Genomic DNA, 15703 nt, shown 5'->3' with positions numbered 1-15703 from the left:
CGGGGACTCAGCTCGCGCGTGCGTACGCCACGGCGAGCTGACCGGCGAAGCGCGCGTTGTTGATGAGCAGCGCCAGGTTGGCCTTGAGCGTCTTGCCCCCGGTGCGCTTCGCCATTTCCGACAGGAGGAAGGGCGTCACGGCCTTGCCGCGGATGCCCTGCCGGTCCGCGTCGGCGAGCGTCGCGGCGATGTGCAACTCCACCTCGTTGCGAGGCAGGGACGTCTCCTCGGGCGGAGGCACGGTGTAGAGAACCCCACCCTGCTTCAGCGACTCGAAGCGGGCGCGGGCGATGCGGGCAGCCGTGTCCACGTCATCCGCGCGGTGCTCCAGGGGGATGCCAGAACCCCGGCTGTAGAACGACGGCAGCTCATCCGTCCCCACGCCGATGACGGGCACGCCGGCCGTCTCGAGCAGCTCCATCGTCTTGGGCAGGTCCAACACGGACTTGGCGCCCGCGCACACCACGGCAACAGGGAAGCGCGCCAGCGCGGCGATGTCCTGGGAGATGTCGAAGTGCTCCGACGCGCCGCGGTGCACACCCCCAATGCCACCGGTGGAGAAGACACGAATGCCCGCGGCGGCGGCCATCTCACACGTGGCGCTCACGGTGGTGCCACCCGTGGCGCGTGTGGCCATGGCGACGGCCAGGTCCCGGGACGCCACCTTGAGCAGGCGCTCCTTGCCCTCCGCCAGCCGGCGCATCTCCGGCTCCTCCAGCCCGACGCACAACTGCCCGTCGATGATGGCGGTGGCGGCGGGAACGGCGCCAGCGCGGCGGATGGCCTCCTCGCACGCTCGGGCCGCGGCCAGGTTGTCCGGATACGGAAGGCCCTGGGCCACGACGCTCGTCTCCAGGGCCACCAGCGGTTGGCCGGCCTTGAGCGCGCGGCGCACCTCTTCCGAAAAGCGTAGGTCCATGCCCAGCGTTTAGCATGCCCGGCTTCAAACGTCGGCTTGCGCGCGCGGCCCCTCGGGCCTATTCCCCTGCCGCCGTGTCCACGTCCACCACCGCCGTTGTGCCCGCCTCCTCACGCGGCATCTCCGCGTCCGATCTGGCCATCGTCGGCGTCGTGATTGCCTGGGGCACCAATTACACGGTGGTGAAGGAGGCGATGGAGACGCTCCCTCCCCTGGCCTTCATGTCGCTGCGCTTCACCATCGCGGCGTTGGCCATGGGCGCGCTGCTCCTCGGCGTCGAAGGCTGGAAGCCGCTTCCCCGCCCGGTGTTCCTCAAGCTGCTGGGGCTCGGGCTGGTGGGCAACACCGTGTACCAGGTGTGCTTCATCCTCGGCCTGGCGAACACCTCGGTGGCGAACAGCGGGATGCTGACAGCGGTGACGCCGGTGCTGGTGGCCACGCTTGGTGCCCTGCTCGGCGTGGATCGGCTCACCCGCCCGCTCATCGCGGCACTGGCGCTGGGCGTGGTGGGGATGCTGCTGGTGCTGGGGGGACGCGGCGCGTCCGAACATGGCGCGTCCTTGCTTGGCGACGGGCTCATCGTCGGCGCGAGCCTCTGCTGGGCCATCTACACGGTGGGCATCCGCACCGTGGGTCCGGAGGTGTCCGCGCTGCGCATCACCGCCATCAGCATGCTCACGGGCGCACCGGGCGTGGTGCTCGCGGGAGTGCCCGAGCTGCTGCGACTGGAGACCGAGAACATCCGCGCCGGCGCCTGGGCGGGCGTCGTGTACTCGGCGCTGGTGCCGCTGGTGCTCGCGTACTTCATCTGGGGCCGCACCGTGCAGAAGGTGGGCAGCAGCCGCGCGGGGCTCTACAACACGGGCATCCCCGTGGTGGCCGCCCTCACGGCGTGGGCCGTGCGTGGAGAGCGGCCCACCTGGATGCAGGTGCTCGGCGCGGGGCTCGTCCTCTCTGGCGTGCTGCTCAGCCGGCGGAAGTCGTAGGCGCCGGGGCCTGACTCACTCCCGGCGCCCCCGCTCCACCGCGAGCCCGTACTCCTCAATCTTCTTGTCCAGCGTGGGCCGGCTGATGCCGAGCAGCGCAGCGGCGCGGACCTTCTTTCCCGACGCCTCGCGCAGGGCCTCGGCGATGGCATCCCGCTCCAGCCGGGCCACGCGTCCCTGCAACGTCTTCGCGCCCTCGTCGCTGCCCTCCTGGAACTCCGGGGGCAGTTGCAGCGCGCCCACTCGGCTCGCCGCGTACAGCAGGCCCAGGCGCTCCCCCACCAGCTCCAGCTCCCGCAGGTTCTGCGGCCACCCGTACTCCGCCAGCAGCCGCCGGGCCTCGGGACTGAGCGTCGGTGGCTCCTTCCGAATCCGGCGGGCCGCGCGCGCCGCGAACTGCTCCAGCAGCGGCAGCACGTCCGCGCGCCGCTCGCGGATGGGCGGGGCGTCCAGTTCGAAGCCCGACAGCGCCCGAGCCAACGAGGCCTCCACGTCGCCGCGCGCCGCCAGCAACGACACCGACGCGGGCGCGGTGGCCAGCACCCGCACGTCCACGGGCTCCTCGCCGCCTTGCCGCGCGGGCGCTGAACGGCGCGCCAGGGCCCTCGCCAGCCGCTCCGAAGCAGGCCGCGCGAGCGACTCCACGTGGAGCAACACCAGCGAGCCCCCATCCGCGCGCAGCAGCGCGGATACGACAGGCGGCTGCCCGGGTGCGCTCGCCCTGCCGAACAGCGCCTCCTCCACGGCATCGGCCGGCTCCCGGCAGTCCACCACGATGAAAGGCCCCAGGGCCCGGGGCGACCGCGCATGGACGAAGCGCGCCAGCAGCGCCTTGCCCACGCCCGGCTCGCCATGAATCACCACCGGCGCGGCGCTGGCGGCCACCCGGCGCGCCAGCTCCAGCAAGGCCCGCAGCGGCCGGGACGTCCCGGAGAGCGCGGCCACGGGCGGCTCCGCATCCACGCGGGAGCGCACGGTGGTGTAGGCCTCGCCGCCCAACCGTCCCAGCGCCGCGAGCAACTGGCCCTCGCCCTCACTGAACTTCGGCTCCGCCCGCGTCACGTACAGCACGCCGAAGGGCATGCCGCCTGAGGCGACCAGGGGCGCGCAGAGGACGTCATCTGTCTGGACCAGCTCCTTGCGCTCCAGCGCGGCCTGCGCCAGCGCGCGCGGCATCGTCAGCGCCTCCGCGCCCGCCACCGCCGCGGTGAGCAAGCCATCACTGCTGCCCAGCAGCGCGGCCGCACGGTCGGCGTTGAGTGCGTGCGCGACCTCATCCGCCAGGCGCCGCAGCACCAGGGCGCCACTCGTCGCTCCCAGCAGGGCAATGCCCGCCGAGTACATCGCCGCCGCCGCGCCCACGTGAGGCAGCACTTCCTCGATGGGCACCTGCCCCATCTTCTCCGGCCCGTCGGCCACCAGGGTCACCGGGGGCGGCTCGAAGAGGGCCGTCGTCACGCCCACGCGAACCTGGTCACCGGGCTTGAGCACCACCTCATCCACGAGGCGCTCGCCGTTGACGAACGTCCCGTTGCGCGAGCGCAAGTCGCGGATGCGCGCCTGCCCGTCGAGAACGGAAATCAGCGCGTGCTTGCGGGAGACCTGATGGTCATCCAGCGGGATTTCACACGATGGACTGCGGCCAATCGTCGCCTCCGCGAGTACGTCGTGACGACGCCCCGCGGAAGGACCGGTGAGCAGCAGGAGGGCGGGCATGGGGCGCGGAGCCTAGCGCCCCGCGATGGCTGGGCAAGGCCCCCGGCGCCGCTTGCTACATCGGCCGTTCGGCGTTCAGGAGTTCACGGAGTTCCCGCTCATCCAACGCCCGGCCTTCCCGGCTGATGGCCAGCGCGTTGACCTGGGTCTCCGCGACCTCCACGTGGGCACCCTTGCGCCACTCGGTTGTATGCACCGCGCCATCAACGAGCTTGCCCACCACGGAGCCCTCGTCCCGCCCCATGACCTCCAGCCACAGGTTCTCCGTGACGGTGTTCCCTTCGGGGTGGGTGTCGAAAGGAGCACGCACCAGGAAGGTGAGCGGCTCCATCAGGCCCTTTCGCTGGAAGCGCGCCAGGAAGGACGGGAGCACCAGCTGGGCCTCCCGCCGCATGGCCTGGGTCTGCTCCTCCGGCTCCTTCTCGAAGCGCTCACGGTAGGGCGCCAGGAGCTGGGACGTGTTGTGCCGGCCCAGCGGGGACACCACGGTGAGGAAGAGCCCCTCATGGCCCTCGAAGGTGTCCAGGGGGACGCCCAGCAGGTTGGCGCGGGCCTCTTCCGAGGGCACGAGCGTGAAGACCTGCCCCTCGCTGGTGCCCACCTGGGTGCGCAGCGCCGGCCCCTGCCCAAAAGCCAGGTCGGTGCACAGCTCGTGAAGGAAGCTCTCCGCGGCCAGCAGGTCCTTCTCGGCCAGATGGAAGATTTCCAGGTCCCGGGCCCCGAACTTCTCCATCCCGTGCGAGTGCACCCACAGGGGCGTGTCCCCCTCCGTCGCCTCCACGGCATGGAGGTGGACGTGGTCGCGGATGTCGAAGTCCAGCTCCGTGATTTCCGCCACGTCGTCGGGCTCGTGGAGCTTGAAGGCGGTGAGGTCCACCAGCACGCCCTGCACGTGCTCCAGCAGCGTGCGCACGGCCCACAGGGCCTCGAAGACAGGCAGCGTGGGCTGCGCGCCGCCCGGCTCCACGGACAGATGGTAGTAGGCCTTGGCGCGCCCCAGCCGCTCGAAGGCCTCCGGGCTGCCGCTGAACACCTCCTTGCGGAAGCGCGGCAGTCCCTCGGAGCCCCGCGTCAGGCGCACCAGCACCTCGGAGCCGTCCGCCCGCAGGGTGAACCCCTCGCCGTCCGCGTCCGGGGTGAACTCCACCTCATCGTTCGCGAAGGACGCGCGCAGTGCATCGAGGGGAGCCGGGCCCTCCTGCTCCGTCGCCAGCAGGTAGACCTCCATCACAGGTGCTTCTCGATCTGCCGAAAGAGGTCCACGCGGTCCACCAGGTTGGTCAAATAGTCGAGCTTGTCCGTGGGAAGCACGAGCACCGGCGACAGGCGGTAGCCCTCGAACCACTCCTCATAGAGGGCATTGAGGCGCTGCAGGTAGCGGGTGGGGATGTCCCGCTCCATGGCCCGGCCACGGATGCGGATGCGTTCACGAATCGTCTGCACTGGGCAGCGGAGGTAGATCATCAGGTCGGGGGGCCGCAACGACTCCGAAATCGTCTCGTACAGCTCGCAGTATGTCTTCCAGTCCCGCTTGTCGATGAGCCGCTGCCGGTGGAGGTTCTTGGCGAAAATCTCCGCGTCCTCATAAAGGGTGCGGTCCTGAAGCACCGTCCCGGAGGTGCGCTCCAGCTCCCGGTGCAGGCGGAACTTGTGCGTCAAGAAGAAGAGCTGTGAGCGGAACGCCCACGTCTTCATGTCCTTGTAGAAGTCCGCCAGATAGGGGTTCTGGTCGTTGGGTTCGAAGGAGGGCGTCAACCCGTACTTCCGGCAGAGGAAGGACGTCAGCTCCGTCTTTCCGGCGCCGATGTTGCCCGCGATGGCGATGAACTTTTTCCTGGCCACACCACCCCTGCTTGTAACCCCGCCGAGCGACGCGCACCAGAAACAACGTGTAGGTAGGACGTGGTAGAAGAAGTGCATGCCCCCCCGTCGTCCCGTTCAACGCGTGACAGGTGCCGCCGTCCTCCCTCGTGGGAGTCGCCGCCTGAGCGTCTGGCCAGGGAGCTTCGGCGGGCAAGCCCGCGGGCCCGGGCACCTTCTGGCCCTGAACATCGGCCCCCAGGAGGCGGGCTGAGGGATGCGCAAGCTCTTTTGCATTTTCGTGGCGGGCGTCTGGACGCTCTTCTGTTTCCCCATTGCCATCTTGGCGATGCTGCTCACGCTCAACCCATCGCGCTCCATCTGGGTGGCGCGCGAGCTCTGGTCGCCCGTGCTGCTGTGGGCAGGGGGCGCGAAGCTGGAAGTCATCGGCCAGGAGAACGTGGACCCGAATCGGCCCACCATCTACGTGGCCAACCACCAGTCCACCATCGACATCCCGGCGCACTTCCTGGCCGTCCCCGTCCCTTTCCGCTACGTCGCCAAGACGCAGCTCAAGTGGGTGCCCCTCATCGGCTGGTACCTGGCGCTCGCGGGCCACGTCTTCATCAACCGGTCCAACCGCTCCAAGGCCATTACCTCGCTCAACGCGGCAGCGGCCAAGATTCGCGGCGGAACCAGCATCTTCCTGTATCCGGAAGGCACCCGCTCGACGGACGGCCGCGTCCTGCCCTTCAAGAAGGGCCCCTTCGCCCTGGCGCTGAAGGCCCGCGTCCCCGTCTGCCCCGTCACCATCGAGGGCTCCGGTGACCTGATGCCCAAGTCCACCTGGAACATCACCCCCGGTCCCATCCGCGTGAAGATTGGCAAGCCCATCGACACGACCACGTTCGCCGAGAACGACCGCGAAGGGCTGGCCCGAGCCGTCCGCGCCGTCATCATCGCGGACAGCCTGTCCCTCGGGGGCAAGGGCGGCGACGTGGATGACGCCGTGGCCGCCGCGGGTGCCGAGGGCGTCAGCGACGCGCGCGCCCGAGCCCTCTCCTCCATCTGAGACGCCTCTCCGAGATGACCATTCGCCACCTCCGTTCCCGTCCCTGGATTCGCGCCGCAGTACTCGGCGTGGGCCTCCTGACTGGTTGCAGCACCACCTCCTCCAACTCCGCCAAGGCGCGCCCCACCGATCCACTCTCCCAGGCGCGGGCCTACCTGGACGAGCATCAGCCCACGAAGGCCCTGGGGCTGCTGACAGACCTGCACCGGCAGACGCCGGACAACCTGGACGTGGCGCGCTCACTCACCGAGGCCTACGTGAAGGCGGGGCAGACGGACGCGTGGATCGCGGAGCTCCAGAAGCGAATCGCGGCGGGTGAGCGCGCGGTCGACCAGTACATGCTGGGCCTCGCCCTCTTCTCACGCGCTCGCGACGCGGGGCGCCCAGCGTCGCCGCCTTCGAGCGCGCCGCGACCCTGGCACCGGACACCGCGGAGTTCCACTACCGGCTGGGGCTCGCGCAGTTGGAGTCCGAACAGTACACGGAGGCGCTCGGGCCCCTGCGGCGCGCCACGGCGTTGGAGCCAGCCCGCACCGCCTGGCGCCTGCCGTTGGCCAAGGCGCTGCACCGCACGGGAGACGCGCCCGGGGCCGTGGAAGCCCTGGGCACGGTGGTGCGGGGCCAGCCCACGCCGGCCGAGGTCTCCACCGCGCGGGCATTGATGGAGCAAATCGCGGATCCGTTCTCCGGCTTCCCCAAGGCCGCTGAGGCCAAGCTGGAAGAAGGCATGCGCTACCTGAAGGACCTGGATGCGCCCCAGCACGCCATCCTCGCCTTCGAGGAGATCCTGCTCGACTACCCGGACGTCGCGGTGGTGCACGCCCTGCTGGGCCTGGCCTACCAACGCCTGGATGACGCGGGACGCGCGGTGGATGAGTTCAAGCAGGCCATCGAACGCGCCCCCCGCGACGGCAAGAACCACTTCTATCTGGGCGAGCTCTACCTGGCGCGCCAGCGCCCCGACGCGGCCCGTGTCTCCTTCGAGAAGGCCGTGGCGCTCCATCCGCTGCTGGAGACCGCGTGGTTCCACCTGGGTGACATCCACCTGGAACGCAGGGACCTCACGGCCGCCCGCGAGTCCTTCACCGTGGCCACCGCCCTGGCACCGGAAGCCGTGGCGATGCGAGGCAAGCTGGCGCTCGTGTACCAACTGGAGGGTGACTTCGCCGCCGCCGAGCGCGAGCTGCGCCGCGTGGTCGAAAAGGACCCGGAGAACATGGAGTTCAGCCTGCGGCTGGGGCTGCTCTACACCGAGCAGGCGATGAAGGCCTCGCGCCCCGAGGCGCGGAAGACCGCGGCCAGCGAGGCCGAGCGTTGGCTGATGAAGGTGCTGGAGACCCAACCTGAAAACGCGGTGGCGTCACGCGCGCTTCAGCAACTCAAGGCACAGTAGCCATCCACGGGCCTAGCCCTCTACACTCGTTGTCCGATGAGCGACGGTCGCAAGCCCCCCCAGCCTGGAACGCAGCCTCCTCGGGCTGCGTCTCCGTCTGGCTCTCAGCCGCGCACGCCGACGAACCCCGGCATGCCACGCGCACCCAGCCAGTCCAACCTGCGGGTGATGTCCGCCGCGCGCACCGAGCCGCTCCTGAAGGAGAAGCCAGACGGCCCGCTGGGGAAGCGCCTGGCGGGAGATGCGTCGAACCACCTCCTCAATGGCCTCTCCATCCTCAAGGAGCTGGTCGCGGATTTCCGACGGAGCGACCGCTTCTTCAAATACAAGGCGTCCATCATCGCCGGCTGGCTGGTCATGACGGTGGCGAGCCTCGCCATTGCGTGCCCGGGCAGCACGGTGCGCAAGGGGGACATGGACGCGCGCCTGGTGCTCAGTGACAGATTGGACAGGCCTTCGGTCACCATCTGGAACGAGAGCAAGGAGCCCTGGTACGACGTCACCCTCACCGTCAACGGGCAGTACCAGGCGGCGGTGCTGACGGTGGCCCCGGGTGAGTTCATCACCATCACTCCCAAGCAGCTGATGGGCTCCAGCGGCGCCGCGCCCGCGGACCTCCGCTTCCAGTCCATCCAGATGCGCAGCCGGGATGACAGCGCGGACCTCACAGAGGACCTCAACGCCGCCTGGGAGCGCATTCACAAGCCGCAGCGGTAGTCCGCCGTGGAAACACGAAGGGCGCCCTTCCTCTCGGAAGCGCGCCCTCGCGTTGCTCCCAGCCCCTTCTCACGAAGGGGCCAAGTATGCAGTCCGTACTGGACTACTCCGCCTTCGTCTCTTCCGCAGGCGCAGCCGCCTCGGTGTCGACGGGAGCGGCCTTCTCCGGCCGATCCACGAGCTCCAGGAGGGCCATCTCCGCGGCGTCGCCCCGGCGGAAGCCGAGCCGAACGATGCGGGTGTAGCCACCGGGACGGCTGGCGTACCGGTCCTTGTACTCGCCGAACACCTTCTGCAGCACGTCGCGGTCCTTGACCGTACGGGCCGCCAGGCGAACGTTGGCGAGGCCGCCACGCTTGCCCAGGGTGATGATCCGCTCCGCGATCTTCCGGGCCTCCTTGGCCTTGGGAAGCGTGGTGCGGATGGCCTGGTGCTCCAGCAGCGAGGTCACCATGTTGTTGAGCATCGCGAGCCGGTGGCTCGTGCTGCGGTGAAGCTTCCTCTGTCCGACCTTATGGCGCATCGTCGTGCTCCGGAGTCCTGGTGAGGACTCCACCACTCCGGCCGTATCAGGTACCGGGTGGGATGGGCGGACCCGGCACGAGGCCCGCCGCTGTCATTCGGACCGGAAGACGTCCCAGCCCCCTCCCCTCGCGCCGCTGACCGCCGTACCGCGGCCACGTGGGGAGGCCCTGCGTGAACCCTACTACGCCTTCGGCTGCGCGGGAGCCGGCGCCTGCTTCGGCGGCCAGTTCTCCAGCTTCATGCCCAGCGACAAGCCCATCTCCGCGAGGATCTCCTTGATCTCCTTCAGAGACTTGCGGCCGAAGTTCTTCGTCTTGAGCATCTCGGCCTCGGTGCGCTGCACGAGGTCGCCAATGGACTTGATGTTCGCCTGCTGCAGGCAGTTCGCCGAGCGGACCGACAGCTCGAGCTCATCCACCGAGCGGAACAGGTTTTCGTTCAGCTTCGCCTCTTCCTTCGGCGCCTCGGCGATGACGGGCTCCTCCGTCTCGTCGAAGTTCACGAAGACGGTGAGCTGCTCCTTGATGATCTTCGCCGCGTACGCCACCGCGTCCTGCGGGGACACGGAGCCGTCCGTCCAGACCTCGAGCGACAGCTTGTCGAAGTCCGTGACCTGACCGACGCGCGCGTTGGTGACCTGGTAGTTCACCTTGCGGATGGGCGAGAACAGCGAGTCGATGGGGATGGTGCCGATGGGCGAACCGGCGACCTTGTTCACGTTGGCCGGCGTGTAACCACGGCCGCGGCGGCAGGTCAGCTCCATGCGGAGCTTGCCACCCTCGGAGATGGTGCAGATGTGGTGGCCCGGGTTGAGGATCTCGGTGTCCGGGTCGGTGATGATGTCACCGGCCTTGACCTCCTTGGGGCCCTCTGCCTCGATGCGGAGCGTCTTCGTCTCGTTCGTGTGCATCCGAAGGAGGACTTCCTTCAGGTTCAGCACGACGTCCGTGACGTCCTCGGACACCTCGGGGATGGTCGTGAACTCGTGGTCCACGCCTTCAATCTTGACGGTGGTGATGGCGGCGCCCTGCAGCGACGACAGCAGCACCCGCCGGAGCGAGTTGCCCAGCGTCGTACCGAAACCGCGCTCGAGCGGCTCCGCGACGAACTTGCCGTAGGTGGGGGTCGCGCTGTCCTGATCCACCTCCATGCGACGGGGCTTGATCAGGTCACGCCAGTTCTTCGCAACGAACGTATCAGCCATGGTGTACCGCTCCTCGGTTCGTGCCGCACCACCGACTTACCCACCGGCCTGGCAGGAGGATGCGCACGCGGGGACTGCGACTGCTTGAAAGCAAGACGCCCCGGCCTCGTCGGCCAGGGCGTCCACTGCGACATCCAGCGTGCTTACTTCGAGTAGAGCTCGACGATGAGCTGCTCGGAGATGGGCATCGTCAGGTCCTCACGGTTCGGAACCGTGGTGACCGTGCCCTTGAACGCCTTCTTGTCCAGGGAGATCCACTGCGGAACGCCACGGCGGTCCACCGTCTCCAGCGCCTCGGAGATGCGGAGCACCTTGCGGCTCTTCTCCACCACCTCCACCGCGGTGCCCGGCTTCACGGCGAACGAGGGGATGTTCACCTTGCGGCCGTTCACCTGGAAGTGACCGTGACGCACCAGTTGGCGCGCCTCGTTGCGCGTGTCCGCGAAGCCCATGCGGAACACCACGTTGTCCAGACGGAGCTCCAACTGCTGCAGGAGGTTCTCACCCGTCTTGCCCTTGGCGGCGGACGCGCGGTGGTAGTAGCCGCGGAACTGGTTCTCCAGCAGGCCGTACATGCGCTTGACCTTCTGCTTCTCGCGCAACTGCACGCCGTAGCCGGAGAACTTCACGCGGCCCTGGCCGTGCTGACCCGGGGGATAGGGGCGGCGCTCAATGGCGCACTTGTCCGTGTAGCAACGGTCGCCCTTGAGGTACATCTTCAGGTTTTCGCGCCGGCAGATGCGGCAGGCGCTGGCAGTGTAACGAGCCATTGAGAGGTCCTTAGAGGTGATCTGGAGCCGCCCCCACACCAAGGTGCAAGGGCAGCCCTGACGAAGGGGTTAGACGCGGCGACGCTTGGGCTGACGGCATCCGTTGTGCGGGATGGGCGTCACGTCGCGGATGAGGTTGATCTTCAGACCGGCGGCGGCCAGCGCGCGCAGCGCCGACTCGCGGCCCGCGCCCGGGCCCTTCACGAACACGGACACGTTCTTCAGGCCGTGCTCCATCGCCTTCGCCGCGGCGTCGCCAGCGGCCACCTGCGCCGCGAACGGGGTGGACTTGCGGCTTCCCTTGAAGCCACGCGCCCCGGCGGACGACCAGGAGATCACATTCCCGGACACGTCCGTGATCGTGATGATGGTGTTGTTGAACGTGGACTGGATGTGGACCACGCCGTTGAGGATGCTCTTCTTGCCCTTGCGCTTCGACTTCTTCGCGGCAGGGGCCTCGCCCTCGGTGGGCGCCGCAGCCGAAGTATTGATCTCGTCAGCCATGTGGATTGCTGCTCCTGAGAGGAGGTGATCGACGCCGGCACCTTACGGGCCGGCGCTGCGTTTACCGGGCCGGAGCTGCCGGCTTCGCCCGGACGATGCCCCGCTTCGGACCCTTGCGGGTACGCGCGTTGGTGTGGGTCCGCTGGCCACGAACCGGCAGGCCCTTGCGGTGACGAAGGCCCCGGTAGCAACCCAGGTCCATCAGCCGCTTGATGTTCATGGTGACCTCGCGCCGGAGGTCGCCCTCCACCTTGTAGCTGGCCTCGATGATCTCGCGGATCTTACGGGCCTGCTCCTCGGTGAGGTCCTTGGTCCGGGTCGTGGGATCGATGCCCGCCGCGGCAATGATGTCTTGCGCGGACTTGTTGCCGATCCCGTAGATGTACTGGAGCGAGATCACCGCGCGCTTGTTGGGCGGCAGATCGATGCCGGCGATACGAGCCATCTTCGGTCTTCCTTCTTAGGTGGAGTTGGTCTGAAGCCAACGGCCGCTTGGCCGTTAGCCCTGGCGCTGCTTGTGCCGGGGGTTGGAGGCGCAAATGATGCGCACGATTCCCTTACGGCGAACAACCTTGCACTTGTCGCAGATCTTCTTGACGGACGCCCGAACCTTCATTGGAGCGAACTTCCTTCCTCAGCTAAAGAAAAGCCCAACGGGCGGCCCGCCATTCCCAGGCGGGTGCACCCTACTACTTCGCCCGGTACGTGATCCGCCCGCGCGTCAGGTCGTACGGAGACAGTTCGACCTTTACCTTGTCACCCGGGAGGATGCGGATGAAGTGCATCCTCATCTTGCCCGAGATGTGCGCGAGCACCTTGTGGCCGTTGTCCAGCACCACGCGGAACATCGCGTTCGGGAGGGGCTCCATCACGGTCCCCTCGACTTCGATGGAATCATCCTTCGGCAAGCGTCAGACTCTCTTCCCCGGACCACGAACCTCTTGGAAGCGCGGCGGGATAGCACTTTGGTCCGCAAGTGGCAAGCGTCGCGCGACTGCAAAACTTGGTTTCCTACTAACCCCACATAACAGCGGGCTACTTCACCCGCAGTTATGGCAAAATCAACTCAATCTGTGAGACCCACGTCAAGGTCCACACCTGGAGCGGGTGCTCCCCCGGCGGGGTGAACATGCGCCCGTCCCTGACGGGAGTCCAGATCCCTCCAGGCCGGAGCTCCCTATGTCCTGCGGAAACAAGCTCCGTCGCTGAAGCGACGAACCGGCGAGGAGGTACCAGCCAGGCCGGCACCCCACCCGCCAGATGGATCAGGCCTTGCCCGCAGCGGCCTTGATCTCCTCATAAATGCCCTCGGGCGTGCCCACGCCGTCCACGCTCTTGAGCAGGCCCTTCTTCTCATAGAAGGCCTTCAGTGGCGCCGTCTCCGAGTCGTACTTCTGAAGGCGCTTCTCGATGACCTCGGGCATATCATCCGGGCGCTGGACAAGCCCGGTATTGCACTTGTCACAGTACCCCGCCCGCTTCGGTGGGCTCTGGTAGACGTGGTAGACGCTGCCATCCACCGGGCAGACCCGCCGGCCGGAGCCGCGCTCCACCAGCTTCGCGTGCGGCACCTCGAGCGAGATGACGGCGCTCAGCTGCTTGCCCAGGCGACCCAGCATCTTGTCCAGCGCGTCCGCCTGGCCCGGCGTGCGCGGAAAGCCGTCCAGGACGAAGCCCTTGGCCACGTCCGCCTCCTTGAGGCGCTCCTCGACGATGCCAATCACGACGTCGTCCGGGACGTACTGCCCGGCGGCCATGAGCGGGCCAGCCACCCTGCCCAGCTCCGTGCCCTCCGCGACTGCTTTGCGGAGGATGTCCCCGGTGGAGATCTGGGGGATCTGGAAGTCGGCGAACAGGCGCTTCGCCTGCGTCCCCTTCCCCGCGTTCGGCGGCCCCAACAGGATCAGGTTCATGTGTCCTCTCAGCTCCGAAGGAAGGCACGGAAGTCGTAGGACTCAAACCCCCGAGCGCGCTCCGTGTGCACCAGCGAATATCCTTGAACAACACCTAGCCTGGGAACGACGAGGCGCCCCTCCCCGCGACGGGGAGAGGCGCCCGGAACGCCCGCGCGGAGGCTCAGGCCGCCACGCGCACCCGGCCCCGGATGCGCGGGCCGCGAGGGCCGGCGAAGCCCTCGTAGTTACGACTGATGAGGTGGCCCTCGATCTGCTGCACCGTATCCAACGCCACGCCCACGACGATCAGCAGTGCCGTGCCGCCGAAGGTGAACCGCACCCCCAGCAATCCACTGATGACCGACGGAATCACGCAGACGACCGACAGGTAGATGGCACCACCGAACGTGAGCCGGTTGAGCACGCGCTCGATGAACTCCGCCGTCTGTCGGCCCGGACGGATGCCCGGGATGTAGCCACCCTGCTTCTTGATGTTGTCCGCCACGTCGTCCGGCCGGAACGTCAGCGCCGTATAGAAGTAGGCGAAGAAGATGACCATCACGACGAACAGCCCGTTGTAGATCCACAGGTTGCCTTCGATGGCGCGCTGGAATCCCTGCAGGAACGGGAACCAGGTTCCCAGCGTGGCCGGGAAGGACAGCACCGCGCCCGCGAAGATGGGAGGAATCACGCCCGAGGTATTCACCTTCATCGGGAAGTACGTCGCCTGGCCGGCGAACATCCGCCGTCCCGCCATCCGCTTGGCGTACTGGATGGGGATGCGCCGCATGCCACGCTCCACGTAGACGACCGCGGCGATGATGATGAGCATGAAGACGACCAGCGCGAGCACCTCGGCCATCGAAATGACGTCCTGACGAGTCAGGTCCAGCAGCTGCTTCGCGCCCGGGAGCAGGCCCGCCACGATACCGGCGAAGATGATGAGCGAGATGCCGTTGCCGATGCCGCGCTCGGTGATGCGCTCACCCAGCCACATGATGAAGGCCGTGCCGGCCGTGAGGCTGACGACCGTCATGAAGGTGAACCAGGCGCTGTCGTCGGGGACGACCACCTGGTTGAAACCGCTCTGGCCACCGTCGGAGCGGCCCAGCGACGCCAGCCACCGCGAGATGCCGATGCCCTGCACGACGGAGAGCGCGATCGTGCCGTAGCGGGTGTACTGGTTGATCTTCTGCCGACCGCCGGCGCCTTCCTTCTGCAGCCGCTCCAGGCTGGGTACGACCACGGCGAGCAGCTGCATGATGATGGAGGCGCTGACGTACGGCATGATGCCCAATCCGAAGATGGACATCTGCTCCAGCGCGCCGCCGGAGAAGAGGTTGAACAGCGAGACGAGGCCGCCCGATTGCTTCTGGGCGTCCATGAACGCGTTCATCGCCGAACGGTCCACGCCTGGCGTGTTGATGAAGATGCCGATGCGATAGACGGCGAGCAGCGCGAGCGTATACGCGAGCCGACTGCGCAGCTCAGCGATACGGAAGACGTTGGCGAAGGCGTTCAGAGCCACGGGGTAGCCATCCTCTTCGAGAGGGTTCTGCCAGGACGACAAAACGCCCCTGTTCCACGAGTGGGAAAGGGGCGCAGAAGCCTACACAAGCGAAACTGCGCGCACCACCAGCAAGTGATGCGCGCCAGGCACGCTCAGGCCTTGGGCTGCCGAGGAGCCTTGACGCCCTTGCCAGCGTGCGCCTTGGCCGCGGACTCCGGCTTGTGGGCCACCAGCGGAATCTCTTCCACCGCGCCGCCCGCCTTCTGAATGGCCGCCTTCGCCGCCTCAGACGCCTTGTGCACGACCACGGTGACCTTCTTGGTCAGCTCGCCGCGGGCCAGCAGCTTCACGCCGTGGTAGCGGCCCTTGACCAGGCCGACCTTGCGCAACGTCTCCACGTCCGCCGTGGCGCCGGCATCGAAGTGCTGTTCGAGGTCCGACAGGTTGACGACCGCGTAGACCGTCCGGTTCGGCGGCGTGAAGCCAAACTTCGGCAGGCGCCGCTGCAGGGGGCTCTGGCCACCCTCGAAGCCTTCGAACCGCATGTTGCCGGTGCGGGCCTTCTGGCCCTTGCCACCGCGGCCGGCCGTCTTGCCAAGACCACTACCCTGGCCGCGGCCTACGCGCTTCTTGCGGTGCCACGAGCGCGCCGGACGCTGCAGTTTGTTCAGAGTGCTCATCGTCTCGATCCT

The 15703-nt window shown here is 67.8% G+C and carries 17 protein-coding genes and 1 pseudogene; 4 read left to right on the top strand and 14 right to left on the bottom strand.

The window, feature by feature from the left end; translation table 11 throughout:
* Positions 1-7: 7 nt before the first annotated feature.
* Positions 8-919 carry a pseudouridine-5'-phosphate glycosidase gene (locus tag QEG98_RS17610; RefSeq protein ID WP_316567458.1) on the bottom strand — a complete coding sequence of 304 codons (912 nt, stop codon included), beginning with the start codon at positions 917-919 and terminating at the stop codon, positions 8-10.
* A 74-nt stretch (positions 920-993) separates the two neighbouring features.
* Here QEG98_RS17610 and QEG98_RS17605 point away from each other — a divergent pair, with 74 nt between their 5' ends.
* Positions 994-1905: a DMT family transporter gene (locus tag QEG98_RS17605; RefSeq protein WP_316567457.1), complete on the top strand. Its 912-nt coding sequence runs from the start codon at positions 994-996 to the stop codon at positions 1903-1905.
* Positions 1906-1920: 15 nt separating this feature from the next.
* On the opposite strand, the gene QEG98_RS17600 is transcribed toward QEG98_RS17605, so the two are convergent.
* Genes QEG98_RS17600 through QEG98_RS17590 form a run of 3 tightly spaced genes read right to left on the bottom strand, consistent with a single transcriptional unit; the run spans position 1921 to position 5463 of the window.
* A complete protein-coding gene (locus tag QEG98_RS17600) occupies positions 1921-3621 on the bottom strand; it encodes an FHA domain-containing protein (protein ID WP_316567456.1) in 1701 nt (566 codons plus the stop codon).
* A gap of 55 nt (positions 3622-3676) precedes the next feature.
* Positions 3677-4852 carry a DUF2314 domain-containing protein gene (locus QEG98_RS17595; protein WP_186817663.1) on the bottom strand — a complete coding sequence of 392 codons (1176 nt, stop codon included), beginning with the start codon at positions 4850-4852 and terminating at the stop codon, positions 3677-3679.
* Positions 4849-5463 carry a deoxynucleoside kinase gene (locus QEG98_RS17590; protein ID WP_011553366.1) on the bottom strand — a complete coding sequence of 205 codons (615 nt, stop codon included), beginning with the start codon at positions 5461-5463 and terminating at the stop codon, positions 4849-4851. Before QEG98_RS17590 ends, QEG98_RS17595 begins: the two co-directional genes overlap by 4 nt.
* Positions 5464-5698: 235 nt before the next feature.
* On the opposite strand from QEG98_RS17590, the gene QEG98_RS17585 reads away from it, so the two are divergent.
* The 3 genes and pseudogenes from QEG98_RS17585 (at position 5699) to QEG98_RS17575 (ending at position 8603) form a co-directional block, all read left to right on the top strand.
* Positions 5699-6493, top strand: coding sequence for a lysophospholipid acyltransferase family protein (locus QEG98_RS17585; RefSeq protein ID WP_316567455.1), 795 nt, complete (start codon positions 5699-5701; stop codon positions 6491-6493).
* Positions 6494-6507: 14 nt separating this feature from the next.
* Positions 6508-7886: pseudogene (locus QEG98_RS17580) on the top strand (tetratricopeptide repeat protein).
* Between the two features lie 132 nt (positions 7887-8018).
* The gene (locus QEG98_RS17575) at positions 8019-8603 is read left to right on the top strand and encodes a hypothetical protein (RefSeq protein ID WP_316567454.1); all 585 of its coding nucleotides are present in this window, start codon (positions 8019-8021) and stop codon (positions 8601-8603) included.
* Positions 8604-8706: 103 nt separating this feature from the next.
* Here the strand turns inward: QEG98_RS17575 and rplQ are convergent, their stop codons facing one another.
* The 10 genes from rplQ to rplO form a co-directional block, all read right to left on the bottom strand.
* Complete coding sequence (gene rplQ / locus QEG98_RS17570) at positions 8707-9126, bottom strand: 50S ribosomal protein L17 (RefSeq protein WP_011553362.1); 420 nt, start codon at positions 9124-9126, stop codon at positions 8707-8709.
* Between the two features lie 183 nt (positions 9127-9309).
* Positions 9310-10332: a DNA-directed RNA polymerase subunit alpha gene (locus QEG98_RS17565; RefSeq protein ID WP_316567453.1), complete on the bottom strand. Its 1023-nt coding sequence runs from the start codon at positions 10330-10332 to the stop codon at positions 9310-9312.
* 143 nt (positions 10333-10475) lie between these two features.
* Positions 10476-11102, bottom strand: a complete 627-nt coding sequence (gene rpsD, locus QEG98_RS17560; protein WP_090491283.1) for a 30S ribosomal protein S4 — start codon at positions 11100-11102, stop codon at positions 10476-10478.
* Between the two features lie 69 nt (positions 11103-11171).
* Positions 11172-11606 (bottom strand): 30S ribosomal protein S11, encoded by a 435-nt coding sequence (gene rpsK / locus QEG98_RS17555; protein ID WP_316567452.1) that lies wholly within the window; start codon positions 11604-11606, stop codon positions 11172-11174.
* Between the two features lie 61 nt (positions 11607-11667).
* Positions 11668-12051, bottom strand: coding sequence for a 30S ribosomal protein S13 (gene rpsM, locus QEG98_RS17550; RefSeq protein ID WP_011553358.1), 384 nt, complete (start codon positions 12049-12051; stop codon positions 11668-11670).
* A gap of 54 nt (positions 12052-12105) precedes the next feature.
* A complete protein-coding gene (gene rpmJ, locus QEG98_RS17545) occupies positions 12106-12222 on the bottom strand; it encodes a 50S ribosomal protein L36 (RefSeq protein ID WP_043321360.1) in 117 nt (38 codons plus the stop codon).
* Between the two features lie 73 nt (positions 12223-12295).
* Complete coding sequence (gene infA, locus QEG98_RS17540; RefSeq protein WP_002614803.1) at positions 12296-12514, bottom strand: translation initiation factor IF-1; 219 nt, start codon at positions 12512-12514, stop codon at positions 12296-12298.
* A 357-nt stretch (positions 12515-12871) separates the two neighbouring features.
* Complete coding sequence (locus QEG98_RS17535) at positions 12872-13519, bottom strand: adenylate kinase (protein ID WP_011553356.1); 648 nt, start codon at positions 13517-13519, stop codon at positions 12872-12874.
* A 163-nt stretch (positions 13520-13682) separates the two neighbouring features.
* Positions 13683-15029, bottom strand: a complete 1347-nt coding sequence (gene secY / locus QEG98_RS17530) for a preprotein translocase subunit SecY (protein WP_090491527.1) — start codon at positions 15027-15029, stop codon at positions 13683-13685.
* Between the two features lie 134 nt (positions 15030-15163).
* Positions 15164-15691, bottom strand: coding sequence for a 50S ribosomal protein L15 (gene rplO / locus QEG98_RS17525; protein WP_011553354.1), 528 nt, complete (start codon positions 15689-15691; stop codon positions 15164-15166).
* Positions 15692-15703: the final 12 nt, after the last annotated feature.

The sequence above is a fragment of the Myxococcus sp. MxC21-1 genome (assembly GCF_032612255.1).
Classification (GTDB): Bacteria; Myxococcota; Myxococcia; order Myxococcales; family Myxococcaceae; genus Myxococcus; species Myxococcus virescens.
This window is presented reverse-complemented; position numbering and strand designations above follow the sequence as displayed.

Coding starts and splice junctions, on each gene's coding strand:
- QEG98_RS17575 (WP_316567454.1), top strand. CDS start 8,019: ATGCCACGCGCACCCAGCCAGTCCAACCTGCGGGTGATGTCCGCCGCG.
- QEG98_RS17565 (WP_316567453.1), bottom strand. CDS start 10,332: ATGGCTGATACGTTCGTTGCGAAGAACTGGCGTGACCTGATCAAGCCC.
- QEG98_RS17610 (WP_316567458.1), bottom strand. CDS start 919: ATGGACCTACGCTTTTCGGAAGAGGTGCGCCGCGCGCTCAAGGCCGGC.
- rplO (WP_011553354.1), bottom strand. CDS start 15,691: ATGAGCACTCTGAACAAACTGCAGCGTCCGGCGCGCTCGTGGCACCGC.
- QEG98_RS17600 (WP_316567456.1), bottom strand. CDS start 3,621: ATGCCCGCCCTCCTGCTGCTCACCGGTCCTTCCGCGGGGCGTCGTCAC.
- QEG98_RS17535 (WP_011553356.1), bottom strand. CDS start 13,519: ATGAACCTGATCCTGTTGGGGCCGCCGAACGCGGGGAAGGGGACGCAG.
- rpmJ (WP_043321360.1), bottom strand. CDS start 12,222: ATGAAGGTTCGGGCGTCCGTCAAGAAGATCTGCGACAAGTGCAAGGTT.
- rpsM (WP_011553358.1), bottom strand. CDS start 12,051: ATGGCTCGTATCGCCGGCATCGATCTGCCGCCCAACAAGCGCGCGGTG.
- rpsK (WP_316567452.1), bottom strand. CDS start 11,606: ATGGCTGACGAGATCAATACTTCGGCTGCGGCGCCCACCGAGGGCGAG.
- rpsD (WP_090491283.1), bottom strand. CDS start 11,102: ATGGCTCGTTACACTGCCAGCGCCTGCCGCATCTGCCGGCGCGAAAAC.
- rplQ (WP_011553362.1), bottom strand. CDS start 9,126: ATGCGCCATAAGGTCGGACAGAGGAAGCTTCACCGCAGCACGAGCCAC.
- QEG98_RS17585 (WP_316567455.1), top strand. CDS start 5,699: ATGCGCAAGCTCTTTTGCATTTTCGTGGCGGGCGTCTGGACGCTCTTC.